Raw genomic sequence first — 14126 nt, forward strand, 5'->3', positions numbered from 1 at the left:
CCGTGTATCGCGCGTTACCTGGCGTTTCATTGATGCCGCGTCGATGGGTCCGCAGCAGGGAAATCCCGAGGACGCCGAGGCGCTTCCTCGCTAGGATGGGTGCATGACACCCGTTCGAAGCATCGAAGCGGTTTCAGAAGCGGTGGCTTCAGGCGGCGCCGCTGCCGCGCTCGCCTATCTCAACCAGGGTGTGCCGCATCGCTTCAGTGCCGTCTATCGCTTCTCGGGTCCGCTGCTGCACAACGTGCTGCTTCACGACGATGCCGGCCGCATCCGGCCCGAGTTCATGGCCGTCGTTCCCTTCAGCCGCAGTTTCTGCCAGTACGTGGTGCGGGATGCGGCCTTCCGGACCGACAACTCGCTCGCCGATCCGCGCCTGATCGGCCATGCGCTGCGCGGCTTCGTCGTGTCGTACCACAGCGTGCCTCTGCTCGACCACCGGTCGGGCGAACTGTGGGGCACGCTGTCGCACTTCGACATGCGCAGCATGACACTGGCGAACGAGGAATTCGAGCTGCTGCAGCAGGCGGCCGCCATCCTCTCGCCGGTGCTCACGCGCGACTGAGTGCCTCAGGCCAGCGCCACCAGCACGCGACCCTCATCGACGCGCACCGCATGGGCGCGCACCGAATGTTCGGGCGCCTCGATGCATTCGCCGCTGCGCAGGTCGAAGTGATTCTTGTAGAGCGGCGAGGCGACGACGATGCGCTCGCCGATGCTGCCCACCAGGCCGCGCGAGAGCACGCTCGCGCCGGCCTTGGGGTCGACGTTGTCGATGGCGTAGAAGTCCTGCGCGCGGCCGACGCGGAAGATCGCGACGTGGCGCCCCTCGACCAGGGCGCACACGCCGGTGTCGGGCAGGATCTCGGTCGTCGAGCAGACGGCGGTCCAGTGCAGTGTGTCGGTGGCGGTGTTCATCGTGGGGCCTCTTGCGTTCAGACGGTTTCGGGCTCGCCGCGCTCTTCGACGCGTGCCGGCCGGATCTGGCCGCGTTCCTGCACGAACACGATGTGCTCGTCGGGCTTCTCGCTGTTGACGAAGGAACGGAAGCGCTGGCGCGTCGCGGGATCGTTGACCGCGGTCTTCCATTCGCACTGGTAGGTGTCGACCACGTGCTGCATCTGGGTCTCGAGTTCGGCGGCCAGACCCAGCGTGTCCTCGATCAGCACGCCCTTGAGGTAGTCCAGGCCGCCCTCGAGGTTGTCGCGCCATGTGCTGGTGCGCTGCAGGCGGTCGGCGGTGCGCACGTAGAACATCAGGAAGCGGTCGATCAGCTTGACCAACTCTTCCTTGCCGAGGTCGGAGGCGATCAGCTCGGCATGGCGCGGCTTCATGCCGCCGTTGCCGCAGACGTAGAGATTCCAGCCGCGCTCGGTGGCGATGATGCCGACGTCCTTGCCCTGCGCCTCGGCGCATTCGCGCGTGCAGCCCGAGACGCCGAACTTGATCTTGTGCGGTGCGCGCAAGCCCTTGTAGCGGTTCTCGAGCTCGACCGCGAGGCCCACGCTGTCGGCCACGCCGAAGCGGCACCAGGTCGATCCGACGCAGCTCTTCACGGTGCGCAGCGACTTGCCGTAGGCGTGGCCGGACTCGAAGCCGGCGGCGATCAGTTCCTCCCAGATCGGCGGCAGCTGCTCGATGCGGGCACCGAACAGGTCCACGCGCTGGCCGCCCGTGATCTTGGTGTAGAGGCCGTACTTCTTCGCCACCTGGCCGACCGCGATCAGGCCCTCGGGCGTGACCTCGCCGCCGGGCATGCGCGGCACCACGGAGTAGCTGCCGTCCTTCTGGATGTTGCCGAGGAAGTAGTCGTTGCTGTCCTGCAGGCTGGCCAGGTCCTTCTTGAGCACGAACTCGTTCCAGCACGAGGCCAGGATGCTGGCCGCGGTGGGCTTGCAGATGTCGCAGCCCAGTCCCTTGCCGTGCCTGGCGAGCAGGTCGTCGAAGCTGCGGATTTCGCCCACGCGCACCAGGTGATAGAGCTCCTGGCGTGAATAGGCGAAGTGCTCGCACAGGTGGTTGTTCACGGCCATGCCGCGCCTGGACATCTCCATCTTCATGATCTGCGTCACGAGCGGCACGCATCCGCCGCAGGTGGCGCCGGCCTTGTTGCAGGCCTTCATGTCGGCGACGGTGCAGGCCCCTTCGCCGACCGCCGCGCAGATCGCGCCCTTGGTCACGTTGTTGCACGAGCAGATCTGCGCGCTGTCGGGCAGGGCGTCCACGCCGAGGCCGGGCCGGGCCTTGCCGTCGCTCGAGGGCAGGATCAGGAACTCGGGGTCGGCCGGCAGCGCGATGCCGTTGAGCGCCATCTGCAGCAGGGTGCCGTACTCGGCCGCGTCGCCGACCAGCACCGCGCCCAGCAGCTGCTTGCCGTCCTCGCTGACCACGATCTTCTTGTAGATCTGCCTGTGCTCGTTGATGTACTGGTAGGCGCGCGACTTCGGCGTCTTGCCGTGCGCATCGCCGATGCTCGCGACGTCGACGCCCATGAGCTTGAGCTTGGTGCTCATGTCGGCGCCCGTGAAGGCCGCGTCGTCCTGGCCCGCGATGTGGCGAGCGGCCACGCGTGCCATGTCGTAGCCCGGCGCGACCAGGCCGAAGGTCTGCTCGTTCCACGAGGCGCATTCGCCGATCGCGTAGATGTCGCGGTCACTGGTGCGGCAGTGGCTGTCGATCGCCACGCCGCCGCGCGGGCCCACGGCCAGCACGCACTGACGGGCCAGTTCGTCGCGCGGGCGGATGCCGGCCGAGAACACGATCATGTCGGTCTCGAGGTGGGTGCCGTCGGCGAACACCATGCGGTGCCGCGCGGTCGCACCATCGGTGATCTCCACCGTGTTCCGGCCGGTGTGCACGTGCAGGCCCAGGTCCTCGATGCTGCTGCGCAGCGCGCGGCCGCCGCCCTCGTCGACCTGCACTGCCATGAGCCGCGGCGAGAACTCGACCACATGCGTTTCGAGGCCCATGTCGCGCAGCGCCTTGGCGCATTCCAGCCCGAGCAGGCCGCCGCCGACCACCACGCCGGTCTTCGAGCGCGCGCCGCTGGCCTTCATGGCCTCCAGGTCCTCGATCGTGCGGTAGACGAAGCAATGCGGCCGGTCGCGCCCGGGCACGGCCGGCACGAAGGGCGAAGAGCCCGTGGCCAGCACCAGCTTGTCGTAGGGCACGACTTCGCCGTCCGCCGTCGTGATGGTGTTGTTGCGCCGCTCGATGCTGGCCGCCCTCGCAGCCAGCCGCAGCGTGAAGCCGGTGCGCTCGAAGAAGCCGGGCTCGACCAGCGACAGGTCGTCCGCGCTCTTGCCGGCGAAGAACTCCGACAGGTGCACCCGGTCGTAGGCCGGGCGAGGCTCTTCGCACAGCACGGTGACCTTGGCCTGCGAAAGGCCGAGCTCGTGGAGTTGCTCGAGGAACTTGTGGCCCACCATGCCGTGGCCAATGACTGCGATCTTCATGTCGGATCCTGCACATGTCGGCCAGCGAAGGGGTGCAAGACCGCCAGGCGGCCGAGTGGATCAGCCTGTGGCAATGGGGCCCCCGCGCGGACCGGATTCGGGTTGGAACAGGCAAGCCGGCAGCGTGGAAGCTTTCGACTCGCTCGGATCCCGCCATCGTTAGCGGAGGCGCTCCGCGACATCGGCGTCGCGGAGCAGTGAGAGCGTTGCAGCAACATTCGTGCCCGCCGAAATCCGCCGTTCTGGCGCCTGGCAGCCGGCAAATGGCTGCTTTGCGCGCCTGACCTCGGCCGCGACGCGCCGAAGTGGCGCACATGTCGCATCCTGGTGCGCCACACGGGTGCCCCTTGGCATGATGCGGGGATGATCACGACACGGAAAGACACGCTGCTGGCCTTCCTGCGCAGCTTCAGGCCGGCGCGGGTGCGGGTGGGCGGGCGCGAACGGGCCCGGGCCTTCATGGGGGCCGGCATCGGCATCCTGTTCACCGCGCTTGCCAGCCGCTGGTGGGGCAGCGTCGAAGGCCTGCCCGGACCCTGGATGGCGGCGCCACTGGGCGCCAGCGCGGTGCTGGTGTTCGCGCTGCCCGCCAGCCCGCTGGCCCAGCCCTGGGGCGTGATCGGCGGCAACACGATCTCCGCGCTGGTCGGCAGCTGCTGCGCGATGCTGATCGTCGATCCGGCCTGGGCCGGCGCGGCCGCGGTGGCGGCGGCCATCGCCGTGATGTTCAGCCTGCGCTGCCTGCACCCTCCGGGCGGTGCCTCGGCGCTGCTCGCGGCGCTCGGCGCATCGAGCTGGCATTTCGCGGTGTTCCCGATGCTCGCCACGTCGGTGCTGCTGGTGTCGGCCGGCGTGGTCTACAACGGACTCACGGGCCGCCGCTATCCGCATGGCCAGGTACAGGCGCCGCCCGCGCCCGCGAATGCCGCGCCGAGCCGCTTCACGGGCGCCGATCTGGACGCGGCGCTGGCCCACTACAACCAGGTGCTCGACGTCAGCCGCGACGACCTCGAAGAGCTGCTCCGCTTCGCCGAAGGGGCCGCCTACAAGCGCAACTTCGGCGACCTGCGCTGTGCCGACATCATGTCGACGGCGCCGGTCAGCGTGCAGTTCGGCGAGTCGCTCGAGCGGGCCTGGAGCCTGCTGCGCCAGCATCGCATCAAGGCGCTGCCGGTGGTCGACCGGGTCGGCCGCATCGCGGGCATCGTGACCGTGGCCGACTTCATGCGGCTGGCCAACCTGGACCGGCGCGAGGGCCTCGGCGCCCGCTTGCGCGCGGTGCTGCGACCGGAAGGCCGCGTGCATTCCGACAAGCCGGAGACCGTGGGCCAGATCATGACGCGCGAGGTGCGGGTCGCGAGCGCGTCGCGCCACCTGAGCGAGCTGGTGCCGCTGTTCGCCGAAGGCGGCCACCACCACATTCCGATCATCGACGACGACAAGCGGCTGGTCGGCATCGTCACCGAGTCGGACGTGGTGCGCGCGCTGTACCGCATCACGCGCGCTGCCGGCTGAGCGAACGCCTCCCGCGCCGCATCGCGCCGGGCGCGACCGACCGTGCACTGCACAATGCGTCGCAACATCGTGGAGACGGGTTTGGAAAAGAGACTGCTGTGGATGGTCGTGGTGCTCACGCTGGTGTGGGGCACCAACTGGACGCTGTTTCCGCTCGCGGTGCGCGAGACCTCGGTCTGGACCTTCCGCGCCGTGTCCCTGGTCGGCTCCGGCGCGCTGCTGCTTTTCGTCGCGCGGCTCAAAGGCCTGTCGCTGCACGTGCCGCGGCGGCAGCGGCGGGGCCTGGTGCTGGCTGCGCTGACCTACCTCGTGGTCTGGAACGTCGGCAGCACGTTTGCCGCCGTCCTCATTCCCTCCGGGCAGGCCGCCGTGCTGGGCTTCACGATGCCGCTGTGGGCGACGCTCATCTCGTGGCTGTTCCTGGGCGAGAAGCCCTCGGCCCGGCTGTGGTGCAGCGTGCTGCTGGCCAGCTGCGGCGTGGCGCTGCTGGCCTATGCGGCGCGCGATGCCTATGCCTCGGCGCCTCTGGGCTTCGCGCTCGGCCTGCTGGCCGGCATCGGCTGGGCCGGCGGCACGCTGATCCTCAAGCGCGCCGGTCTCACGGTGCCGCCGATCGTCTCGACCGGCTGGCAGCTGCTGATTGCCGCGGTCCCGATCTCGATCGCCGCGCTGCTGCTCGGCACGCGCGAGCCCTTCCTGCCCTCGCCGACCACGCTGCTGGTCGTCGCCTACATCACCATCGTGCCGATGGCGCTTGGCAACATCACCTGGTTCTCGCTCGTCGACCGCCTGCCGGCGGCGGTGTCGGGCCTCTCGACCGTGATGGTGCCGATGGTGGCGATGGCGACCGGCGCTGCCTTCCGGGGCGAGCCGCTCGGCCCGCTCGAACTCGCCTCGATGGCCTGCTGCGGCGGCGCGCTGCTGCTGGTGGTGCTGAAGCCGGCGCGCGGCGCCGGCGCCGCATGATCTTCCGAATTTCCACTTCTTCCAGCGACTACGCATGACCGACATCCAGCAACGCGTCACCGACAGCTTCAATGCCCAGGGCCTGATGGTCACCATCGGCGCCCGCCTGGTCCTGGTGGCCGACGGCGAAGTGCATGTTGCACTGCCGTTCTCGACCACGCTGTCCCAGCAGCACGGCTACCTGCACGCGGGCGCCACCACGAGCATCGTGGACAGCGCCTGCGGCTATGCCGGCCTGACCAAGGCGCCGCCGGGCTTCGAGGTGGTCACGGCGGAATTCAAGATCAACCTCATGCGGCCCGCGCTGGGCGAGCGCTTCCTGGCCATCGGCCGGGTCCAGAGCGCGGGCAGGCTGCTGACGGTGTGCAGCGGCGAAGTCCGTGCCTTCCCCGGTGCCGGCGAGGACTACAAGGTGATCGCGCTGATGCAGGCCACGATCGTCAACGTGCGGCGCTGAAGCCGGCGATCGGGCGACGCCGTCCTTGGCTGGCGGCCTACAGCCTCGAGACGGCGAATGCCTAGTCTCGCTGAAAGCACCGGCCACTGCCGTGCAGGGAGCAGGCATGAAATCCAAACCGAAGGTGGGCGAGAAGGTCGAGTGGGAGACCTCGCAGGGCATGACCACGGGCAAGGTGGTGCGCGAAGTCAAGGGCACGGTGCGAATCAAGGGGCATACCGCCAAGGCATCGAGGGCCGAGCCGCAGTTCGAGGTCGAAAGCAGCAAGAGCGGCAAGCGCGCGATCCACAAGGCCGAGGCGCTCAGGCGCTCGGGCTGAAGCCGGACGCGTAGACGACATGCAACGGGCGGCAGACGGCCCCCGAGGCTCGTCGCAGGATCGGAAGCAGCGACCGCAGAGATCGGGTGGTCGCTTCGATCGCGCATCTCCGACGCGAGCGAGGGAGCTTTGGCGCAGAATCCGGGGCATGAAACAACTGCTTCCCGCCGTCGTGCTGGCCTTCGCAGGCCTCGCGTCCTCGTCCGCCATGGCCCAGTGGAACAACAGCAATCACTTCGAGCAGGACCGCCGCGCCTGCAGCCGCCCGGGCGTCAATTTCGACCGCTGCATGAACCAGCGTGGCTGGAACCGCGGCTGGGGCGGGCACAACCAGCGCTGGAGCTACCAGCCGCCGCGCCATGGCAACAACTGGCATCAGCCGCCGCCGCCACCGCCGCGGCGCGGCAATCCGCCCCGCCTGAGCGACATGCAGCAGCGTGCGCTGAACAACTGCGTGCTGTTGCCGCCGCACGAGCAGCCGCGCTGCCGCGCGACCGTCATGTCGACGGTGCGCTAGGCCTCCAGGCTCTCGATCCAGCGCCGTTCCGAGACGATCGCGATGCGGTGGCCGGCCTGCTGCAGGGCCACCGCCTCCTCGATCTCGCGGCCGCAGGGCGCGGCAAGCCAGTCGGACCCGACCTTGCTGCCGATCACGAGGTAGTGCACGTTGCTGCTCACGCTGCGCACCGGCCATGCGCCGGCCTGCTCGAGCAGGCGCTCGCAGGCGGCACGCGTGCCGTGCAGGAAATCGCCCGCCAGGCAGACCACGGCGTCGCGCAGCGCCACGGGTGCCGTGTCGTCGATCGGCATCGCGATGGCGGCCGCAGCGGCCGAGTCGGTCAGCGCGAAGTCGTTCGCCGCCAGTTCCTTGAGCGTCGCCATCAGGTAGGCGCGTTCTTCCTCGCTCACGTGGCCGTCGGCCAGCACGGTGTCGATCGCGCGGCCGATCGCGGCGCCGGGCCACATGCGCGCGATGTCCTGGTGCCCGGACAGCCAGACCTTGAGGAACTCGATCTCGAGGTCGTGCAGGTCGTCGTCGGCGACCAGGCCGTTGACGATGCCGAGCAGTTGTTCGATCGCTTCCTGGTGGGCAGAGGTGCTCATGGGGTCGGTCCGGGAGTGGTGGGCAGGGGGAGGGGCAGGGGTGCGGTGGTGGCCGGCGGCGGCGCTTCGGCGCTGTCGAGCCAGGCGTTCATGAGGGTGTACGACACGGCCAGCAGCACCGGCCCGACGAAGATGCCGACCAGGCCGAAGCCGAGCAGGCCGCCGATCACGCCCGCGAAGATCAGCAGCAGCGGCAGGTCGGCGCCGCGGCGGATCAGCATCGGTCGCAGGAAGTTGTCCATGGTGCCGACGATGAGGGTCCACACCAGCAGGAAGATGCTCCAGCCCGTGTCCCCGTGCCAGAACACCCAGATGGTGGCCGGTGCCAGAACCAGGGTCGGGCCCAGCTGGACGATGCACAGGATGAACATCACGGCCGTGAGGAGGGCTGCGAAGGGCACGCCGGCGATCGCCAGCCCGATGCCGCCGACCACGGCCTGCACGATGGCGGTCACGCCCACGCCCAGCGCCACGCCCCGGATGGCCTTGCCGGCCAGCACCACGGCGTCCTCGCCGCGCTGGCCGCCCAGCCGGCGGCCGAAGCGCCGTACTTCGTGGGCCGCGCCCTCGCCCTGCGCGTACATCAGGCCGGCAATCACCACCGTCAGCAGGAACTGAAGCGTCAGGGCGCCGACCACGCCGGCCTGCGAGAACAGCCAGCCCGTCACCTGCGATGCGTAGGGCGTGACCTTGGCCTCGACGCCCGCGACGCCGGAGGCCACGAGTTCCTCCCAGGCCGTCGTGATCTTCGGCCCGACGAAGGGCAGTCCGCCGACCCATTCGGGCAGTTGCGGCGGGCCCTTGGCGATCAGCCCGCGGAACCAGGCCACGACCTCGTCGGCGTTGGCCGCGATGGTCGAGATCGCCATGGTCAGGGGCAGCACGAACAGCAGCAGCAGGATCAGGACCATCACGAGCACTGCCAGGCTGCGGCGCCTCCAGAGCCTGGCCTCGAACCACAGCAGCGCCGGCCAGGTCGCGACCACCACCATGACGGCCCAGATCGTCGCGCCCAGGAAGGGCCTGAGGATCCACAGGGTCGAGCCGATCAGCAGCACGATAGTGAGCACGACCAGCGTGTTCTTGGCCAGATCCAGGCGCGTCTCGGTCATGGTGTCACTCCTCGTTGGCTTGTTCTCGGCGCCTCGCTCGTTTCAGCGCGCCTGCGGGCGATCGTATGCGAAGGCGACCGTGCCGGCCCGGCGTCGCGGGCTGCGTCAGAATGCGGCATCTCTCTGGAGCCTGCATGAACCGCAATTTCCAAGCCATGTGCCCGCTGCGCCGGGCGCTGACCCGCGCGCGTGTCCTTGCGCTTGCGCTGCCGCTCGCCGCCGCCAGCCTGCCCGCTGCGGCGCAGGCACCGATCTACGAGTCGCGCGACAAGGCGGGGCCGGTGTTCTCCGACCAGCCTTCGCCCGGCGCGGTGCAGATCGATCTGCCGCCACCCGTGGTGATCCAGACCACGCCGCCGCCGGCGCCCTCGTCCGCGCCGGCTGCCCAGGCGCCGGCGTACAGCGCGCTCGCCATCGTCTCGCCCGCGAACCAGGGCACCTTCCATTCCAACACCGGGGCCATCGACATCCGCGTGCAGGCCACGCCGGCCCTGCGCCGTGGCGCCGGCGACCGCTTCCGGGTCCGGCTCGACGGGCAGCTGGTACCGCGCGACTTCCATCGCGGCGCGATCCACCTCACGGCGGCGGACTGGAGCGCGACGGCGCAGCCCGGCACCGTCTCGCACACGCTGGCCGTTGCCGTGGTCGACCGTTCGGGCAACGTGCTGATCGAGTCGCAGCCCGTGGTGTTCTATGTCCACCATGCCTCGGTGAACAGGCCGCACTGACCGCACCCCACTTTGCACAGGACCCCTCCATGACCAAGATCGACACCCTCGCCGCCTGGCACGCCCTCGTGAAATCGCGCCGGGCCTCGGACCTCGAAGCACTGCTCGCCGACGATGCCACCTTCCATTCGCCCGTGGTCCACACGCCGCAGGTGGGCAAGGCCATCACGCAGAAGTACCTCGGGGCCGCGCTGTCGGTGTTCTTCAACGACACCTTCCGCTACGTGCGCGAGGTGGTCGGCCCGCAGGATGCCGTGCTCGAGTTCCAGGTCGTCATCGACGGCATCGAGGTCAACGGCGTCGACATGATCCGCTGGAACGACCAGGGCCGGATCGTCGACTTCAAGGTGATGCTGCGGCCCCTCAAGGCGATCAACCTGATCCACCAGAAGATGGGCGCGATGCTGCAGGCGCAGCGCTGAGCTTCCCGGCGGCGTGCCGCCCGCCTCGCCCTGCCATGACCGCAGACCTTGCCGCCGACCATCCGCAGACCCTGCCGCGCGTCTACCTGGCCGGCCCCGACGTCTTCCTGCCCGACTGTGCCGCGCGCTTCGACTCGCTGCGTGCGCTGTGCAGCGCCTGCGGCCTGATCGGCGTGCCGCCCTCGGACGGCGACTTCGAGGCGGGCGGCAGCGACGACGAGCGCGCCGCGCGCATCTACGAAGGCAACATCGCGCTGATCCGCGCGGCCGACGGCGTGATCGCGAATCTTTCGAACTTCCGCGGCCAGGAACCCGATTCCGGCACGGTGTTCGAGGTCGGCTTCGCGATCGCGCTCGGCAAGCCGGTGGTGGCGTACGGCGTGCCCGATGGCAGCTATGCCGAGCGCGTCGCGGCGGCCATTCCGTGCAGCCGCGATGCCGCGGGCATCACGCGCGAGCGCGCCAGCGGCCTCATGGTCGAAGGCCTGGGTCAGCGGCTCAACCTGATGCTCGCGCGCTCGGCCGACATCGAGCCGAGCGCGGAGGCGGCGCTGCGCCGGCTGGCGGCGCGGCTTCAGTCGAGCAGCAGCAGCCCCAGCACGTGCTCGTCGACGTAGTGCGACTGGTCGGCACGCTTGTAGAAATCGCGCAGCGTGCCTTCGATCGTGAAACCCATCCGGCCGTAGAAGCGCAGCGCCTGCGCGTTGTCGCTCTCGGCATAGAGCTCGATGCGCCGGATGCCGTCGGCGCGCAGCCGCGCGATCGCGTCTTCCACCATCGCGCGACCGATGCCCTGGCCATGGCGGCGCGGGTCGACCGCGAGCGTGCCGAGCAGCGCGACGTGACTCACGCGACCCGGATAGCGCGTGGCGCGGTAGAAGCCCGCGACCTCGCCCGCGGTCTCCCAGACGTAGAAGCACCCGCTCGCGAGCAGATCGCGATACACCTCGCCGAAGGCCTCGAGCGGCATCGGGTCGTAGGTCAGGAAGGGCACGACCTCGGGGTGCGAGTAGATCGCGAAGACGGCTTCGATGTCGGTGGGCGTGGCGAGGCGGCGCATGGGTGGCAGCAGGTGTCGTGGTGAACGGGTGGAGGGCGAATCGAAAGGCGGGACCCGGCGAGCCGCGAGCATAGCCGCGCAGCCGGACTATCCTCCTGCCGCATGGCTTCCTTCCATGCGCTGCGGCGCCTGCTTGCTGTCGGCGCGACGTTCCTGGTCCTGAGCCCGGGCGCGCCCGCGTTCGCCTCCACCGATGCTGCATGTCTCGACACGGGAGGATCGCGTCCCCCATCGGACCGCGCGCTGGCGCTGGCCGCGGCCGCCCGGCGCGAGCACCTGGCTTTCGGCGGCCAGTCGCTGGACGCGGAAGGGCGGCTGGTCGCGTCGGGCCTGTCCGAAGCCGAGGATGTGCGCGCGTCGGCGCTCGCCCAGGCGCCGTGGCAGCGCGTGCTGGACTACTGGCGGGCCGTGGACCCGACCGACGATCGGCTGCCGTACCTCGTGCGCTTCGGCGGCCTGCGCCCGGCCGAGCGTGTGCTGCTGCAGCAATCCCTGCGGCAGGCCACGACGGGCGCGCTGCAGGGCCTGGGCGTCGGCCCTGACCAGGGGCTCGCCACGCAGGACCTGCGCGCGGTCGAGGCCGCGCTGGCCCGCGTCGCGGTGATCGACACGCCGTGGTCGGCCGCCTTCGTGAGCTGGCTGGCACGCGAAGCCCGGCTTGGCCCGCACGAGTTCGCGTTTTCCGAGGCCCACGCCGACTACGCGGGCGCCGCATGGCAGGCGGGCATCGACGAGGCGGCCGGCCGCGGCACGGCCTACGCGCTGCGCGCCTGCGATCTGACCCGGACGCCACCGCGCGTCGGCGATCTGGTCTGCCAGGCGCGCGGCAGTGTGTCCGGACTCGACAGCTTCGAGCGCATCGGAGAGGCGCTGGTGCGGCGCGGGGCCGCGGGCGGGGCGCTGCCCATGCACTGCGATGTCGTGGTGGCGGTGGACGAAGCGGGCTTCGATGCCGTCGGCGGCAACGTGCTGCAGTCCGTGACATCGAGACGGCTGGCGTTCGCGCCCGGAACGCGGCTGCTCGATCGGAGCTATCTGCCCGACGGCTGCGTCGCCGGCGCCGCGAATTGCGTCGACCGGCACCTGAGCCGGCAGCCGTGGTCGCTGCTGCTTCAGTGGCGCTGAGATCCGGCATCAGCCGGACGGCCTACCTCCACGAGGGGCCCCGGACTACGAGCGCGATGCATGCAAACCGAGCTACAACCTGATCCTGGAAAGCTTTCGCTTTCCGCAGGAGGATCGGATGTTCAGTTTTTTCCTTCCCAACCGCAACGGCCACCTGCGCCGTGTCATGACGCTGCTCGAGGAAGCCCACCTCGCACGCATCGAGCACCAGGCGGCGGCCGAGCATCATGGTGCACTGGCCCGCATGTATGCCGAGCGCGCCAAGCGACTCGAACGCGAGGTCTACGGCGCCGGTCACCTGCCCGGTGACGGCGGGGCTGCGCACGCCGGCCACAAGCAGGCCGAGGACAAGTCGGTGGTCTACGCCCTCGATGCGGGGCGAAGGCTCGAAGGGCAGGGCAAGGGCGGTTGAGCGCTGCCGAGAGGCCACGAAGGCGGCCTTGCCGTGCCGCCGCCAGCACAGCGCGCCAACGGCTGACGCCGATCGGTTGCGTGCAGGCGGGACAATGCAGTGCATGCACATCCCGAACCGATCGGACTTTCGAGGGCACGCGGTCCTCGCCGCGCTGGCGTTGAGCCTGCTCGCCGGCTGCGCCTCGGCGCCGCCCGTACCGCCGGCCCCGGCCCCTGCAGCGCCCGCGGCGGTTCCGACGCCTCTGCCGGCCGCCGTCGCGCCAGCACCCGCGACCGCCCCGGCAGCCGCGGCCCCCGAAGTCAGCCAGGCCCAGCGCGAGCAGGCCTTTGCGCAATGGGTGGCCGATTTCCGTGCCGAGATGCGCGCCCGCGGCATCGGCGAGTCCACGCTGCGCGACGCCTTCGATCAGGTGCAGTTCCAGCCACGCGTGGTCGAGCTCGATCGCGCGCAGCCCGAGTTCACGCGGCCGGTGTGGGAGTACCTCGATGGTGCCGCCTCGCCGCAGCGCATCTCGCGCGGCCAGCAGAAGCTCGCCGAGGTGCGACCGCAGGCGGAGGCTGCAGCCGCGCGCTACGGCGTGCCGCCCACGATCCTGGTGGCGATCTGGGGCGTCGAGAGCAATTTCGGCAGCAACTACGGCAGCATCCCGACCATCGATGCGCTCGCCACCCTGGCCTTCGACGGGCGGCGCCGCGACTGGGCGCGCGGCGAGCTGCTGGCGGCGTTGCGCATCATCGACAGCGGCGACATCGATCACGCACGCATGGTTGGTTCATGGGCCGGTGCCATGGGTCAGACGCAGTTCATGCCGTCGAACTTTCTCACCTATGCGGTCGACGCCGACGGCGACGGCCGGCGCGACATCTGGGGCAGCATGGCCGATGTCATGGCCTCGACCGCCAACTACCTCGCGCGTTCAGGCTGGAAGGCCGGCCAGCCCTGGGGCGTCGAGGTGCGGCTGCCGGCGGGCTTCGACTACGCGCGCGCCGATGCGGCGCTGCGCCAGACCAGCGCGCAATGGGCCTCCGAAGGCGTGCGCACCATCGACGGCCGCCCGCTGCCGGCCTTCGACGAGAGCGCGATCCTGCTGCCGGCCGGGGCGCGCGGACCCGCCTTCCTCGTCGGACCCAATTTCCGCACCATCCTGCGCTACAACAATTCCGACAGCTACGCGCTCGCGGTGGCCTTGCTGGCGCAGCGCATCGGCGGCGGGCCCGGCGTGCAGGCAGCGTGGCCGCGCGAAGTCACGACGCTCACGCGCAGCCAGCTGCGCGCGTTGCAGACGGCGCTGAACGAGCGCGGCTTCGCCAGCGGCGAGCCCGACGGCACCATGGGCCCGGCCACGCGCGGCGCATTGCGCCGCTTCCAGCTCGAGCAGGGCCTGCCTGCCGATGGCTATCCGACCACCGAGCTGCTGCAGCGGCTGGTCGCGCCCTGAGCGCCACGCG

Annotated in this window: 17 protein-coding genes; 12 read left to right on the plus strand and 5 right to left on the minus strand. The window is 70.2% G+C overall.

Annotated features, from left to right (window positions below):
* Positions 1 to 103: 103 nt before the first annotated feature.
* A complete protein-coding gene (locus tag QTH87_RS18990) occupies positions 104 to 565 on the plus strand; it encodes a GAF domain-containing protein (RefSeq protein ID WP_286611487.1) in 462 nt (153 codons plus the stop codon).
* A 5-nt stretch (positions 566 to 570) separates the two neighbouring features.
* Here the strand turns inward: QTH87_RS18990 and nirD are convergent, their stop codons facing one another.
* Complete coding sequence (gene nirD, locus QTH87_RS18995; protein WP_286611490.1) at positions 571 to 918, minus strand: nitrite reductase small subunit NirD; 348 nt, start codon at positions 916 to 918, stop codon at positions 571 to 573.
* A 17-nt stretch (positions 919 to 935) separates the two neighbouring features.
* A complete protein-coding gene (nirB, locus tag QTH87_RS19000) occupies positions 936 to 3455 on the minus strand; it encodes a nitrite reductase large subunit NirB (RefSeq protein WP_286611491.1) in 2520 nt (839 codons plus the stop codon).
* A gap of 363 nt (positions 3456 to 3818) precedes the next feature.
* Here nirB and QTH87_RS19005 point away from each other — a divergent pair, with 363 nt between their 5' ends.
* From QTH87_RS19005 to QTH87_RS19025, 5 genes are all read left to right on the plus strand, one after another.
* Positions 3819 to 4970: an HPP family protein gene (locus tag QTH87_RS19005; RefSeq protein WP_286611492.1), complete on the plus strand. Its 1152-nt coding sequence runs from the start codon at positions 3819 to 3821 to the stop codon at positions 4968 to 4970.
* Positions 4971 to 5051: 81 nt separating this feature from the next.
* Entirely contained in the window at positions 5052 to 5936 is an 885-nt protein-coding gene (locus QTH87_RS19010) for a DMT family transporter (RefSeq protein WP_286611494.1), read from the plus strand.
* Between the two features lie 34 nt (positions 5937 to 5970).
* Positions 5971 to 6393: a PaaI family thioesterase gene (locus tag QTH87_RS19015; RefSeq protein ID WP_286611497.1), complete on the plus strand. Its 423-nt coding sequence runs from the start codon at positions 5971 to 5973 to the stop codon at positions 6391 to 6393.
* Positions 6394 to 6499: 106 nt separating this feature from the next.
* Positions 6500 to 6712, plus strand: coding sequence for a hypervirulence associated TUDOR domain-containing protein (locus QTH87_RS19020; protein WP_286611500.1), 213 nt, complete (start codon positions 6500 to 6502; stop codon positions 6710 to 6712).
* Between the two features lie 148 nt (positions 6713 to 6860).
* Positions 6861 to 7229 carry a hypothetical protein gene (locus QTH87_RS19025; RefSeq protein ID WP_286611501.1) on the plus strand — a complete coding sequence of 123 codons (369 nt, stop codon included), beginning with the start codon at positions 6861 to 6863 and terminating at the stop codon, positions 7227 to 7229.
* On the opposite strand, the gene QTH87_RS19030 is transcribed toward QTH87_RS19025, so the two are convergent.
* Together QTH87_RS19030 and ydiK are read right to left on the minus strand one after the other, a co-directional pair.
* Positions 7226 to 7816: a BRCT domain-containing protein gene (locus tag QTH87_RS19030; protein ID WP_286611502.1), complete on the minus strand. Its 591-nt coding sequence runs from the start codon at positions 7814 to 7816 to the stop codon at positions 7226 to 7228. The two genes, QTH87_RS19025 and QTH87_RS19030, sit on opposite strands and share 4 nt — an antisense overlap.
* Entirely contained in the window at positions 7813 to 8928 is a 1116-nt protein-coding gene (gene ydiK / locus QTH87_RS19035; RefSeq protein WP_286611504.1) for an AI-2E family transporter YdiK, read from the minus strand. Before ydiK ends, QTH87_RS19030 begins: the two co-directional genes overlap by 4 nt.
* A gap of 134 nt (positions 8929 to 9062) precedes the next feature.
* Between ydiK and QTH87_RS19040 the strand changes: the two genes are divergently transcribed.
* Genes QTH87_RS19040 through QTH87_RS19050 form a run of 3 tightly spaced genes read left to right on the plus strand, consistent with a single transcriptional unit; the run spans position 9063 to position 10695 of the window.
* Positions 9063 to 9656: a DUF4124 domain-containing protein gene (locus QTH87_RS19040; protein WP_286611505.1), complete on the plus strand. Its 594-nt coding sequence runs from the start codon at positions 9063 to 9065 to the stop codon at positions 9654 to 9656.
* A 29-nt stretch (positions 9657 to 9685) separates the two neighbouring features.
* The gene (locus QTH87_RS19045) at positions 9686 to 10078 is read left to right on the plus strand and encodes a nuclear transport factor 2 family protein (RefSeq protein ID WP_286611506.1); all 393 of its coding nucleotides are present in this window, start codon (positions 9686 to 9688) and stop codon (positions 10076 to 10078) included.
* 35 nt (positions 10079 to 10113) lie between these two features.
* Positions 10114 to 10695 (plus strand): nucleoside 2-deoxyribosyltransferase, encoded by a 582-nt coding sequence (locus QTH87_RS19050; protein WP_286611508.1) that lies wholly within the window; start codon positions 10114 to 10116, stop codon positions 10693 to 10695.
* Here the strand turns inward: QTH87_RS19050 and QTH87_RS19055 are convergent.
* Positions 10653 to 11138 (minus strand): GNAT family N-acetyltransferase, encoded by a 486-nt coding sequence (locus QTH87_RS19055; RefSeq protein WP_286611509.1) that lies wholly within the window; start codon positions 11136 to 11138, stop codon positions 10653 to 10655. The genes QTH87_RS19050 and QTH87_RS19055 overlap by 43 nt on opposite strands.
* Positions 11139 to 11240: 102 nt before the next feature.
* Between QTH87_RS19055 and QTH87_RS19060 the strand changes: the two genes are divergently transcribed.
* From QTH87_RS19060 to QTH87_RS19070, 3 genes are all read left to right on the plus strand, one after another.
* Positions 11241 to 12263: a DUF2272 domain-containing protein gene (locus QTH87_RS19060; RefSeq protein ID WP_286611512.1), complete on the plus strand. Its 1023-nt coding sequence runs from the start codon at positions 11241 to 11243 to the stop codon at positions 12261 to 12263.
* Positions 12264 to 12381: 118 nt separating this feature from the next.
* Positions 12382 to 12675, plus strand: coding sequence for a hypothetical protein (locus tag QTH87_RS19065; RefSeq protein WP_286611514.1), 294 nt, complete (start codon positions 12382 to 12384; stop codon positions 12673 to 12675).
* Between the two features lie 103 nt (positions 12676 to 12778).
* Positions 12779 to 14116: a lytic murein transglycosylase gene (locus QTH87_RS19070; RefSeq protein ID WP_286611516.1), complete on the plus strand. Its 1338-nt coding sequence runs from the start codon at positions 12779 to 12781 to the stop codon at positions 14114 to 14116.
* Positions 14117 to 14126 lie beyond the last annotated feature (10 nt).

The sequence above is a fragment of the Variovorax jilinensis genome, assembly GCF_030316885.1.
Lineage (GTDB): Bacteria > Pseudomonadota > Gammaproteobacteria > Burkholderiales > Burkholderiaceae_C > Variovorax > Variovorax jilinensis.

Coding starts and splice junctions, on each gene's coding strand:
- QTH87_RS18990 (WP_286611487.1), top strand. CDS start 104: ATGACACCCGTTCGAAGCATCGAAGCGGTTTCAGAAGCGGTGGCTTCA.
- nirD (WP_286611490.1), bottom strand. CDS start 918: ATGAACACCGCCACCGACACACTGCACTGGACCGCCGTCTGCTCGACG.
- nirB (WP_286611491.1), bottom strand. CDS start 3,455: ATGAAGATCGCAGTCATTGGCCACGGCATGGTGGGCCACAAGTTCCTC.
- QTH87_RS19005 (WP_286611492.1), top strand. CDS start 3,819: ATGATCACGACACGGAAAGACACGCTGCTGGCCTTCCTGCGCAGCTTC.
- QTH87_RS19015 (WP_286611497.1), top strand. CDS start 5,971: ATGACCGACATCCAGCAACGCGTCACCGACAGCTTCAATGCCCAGGGC.
- QTH87_RS19020 (WP_286611500.1), top strand. CDS start 6,500: ATGAAATCCAAACCGAAGGTGGGCGAGAAGGTCGAGTGGGAGACCTCG.
- QTH87_RS19025 (WP_286611501.1), top strand. CDS start 6,861: ATGAAACAACTGCTTCCCGCCGTCGTGCTGGCCTTCGCAGGCCTCGCG.
- QTH87_RS19030 (WP_286611502.1), bottom strand. CDS start 7,816: ATGAGCACCTCTGCCCACCAGGAAGCGATCGAACAACTGCTCGGCATC.
- ydiK (WP_286611504.1), bottom strand. CDS start 8,928: ATGACCGAGACGCGCCTGGATCTGGCCAAGAACACGCTGGTCGTGCTC.
- QTH87_RS19040 (WP_286611505.1), top strand. CDS start 9,063: ATGAACCGCAATTTCCAAGCCATGTGCCCGCTGCGCCGGGCGCTGACC.
- QTH87_RS19045 (WP_286611506.1), top strand. CDS start 9,686: ATGACCAAGATCGACACCCTCGCCGCCTGGCACGCCCTCGTGAAATCG.
- QTH87_RS19050 (WP_286611508.1), top strand. CDS start 10,114: ATGACCGCAGACCTTGCCGCCGACCATCCGCAGACCCTGCCGCGCGTC.
- QTH87_RS19055 (WP_286611509.1), bottom strand. CDS start 11,138: ATGCGCCGCCTCGCCACGCCCACCGACATCGAAGCCGTCTTCGCGATC.
- QTH87_RS19060 (WP_286611512.1), top strand. CDS start 11,241: ATGGCTTCCTTCCATGCGCTGCGGCGCCTGCTTGCTGTCGGCGCGACG.
- QTH87_RS19065 (WP_286611514.1), top strand. CDS start 12,382: ATGTTCAGTTTTTTCCTTCCCAACCGCAACGGCCACCTGCGCCGTGTC.
- QTH87_RS19070 (WP_286611516.1), top strand. CDS start 12,779: ATGCACATCCCGAACCGATCGGACTTTCGAGGGCACGCGGTCCTCGCC.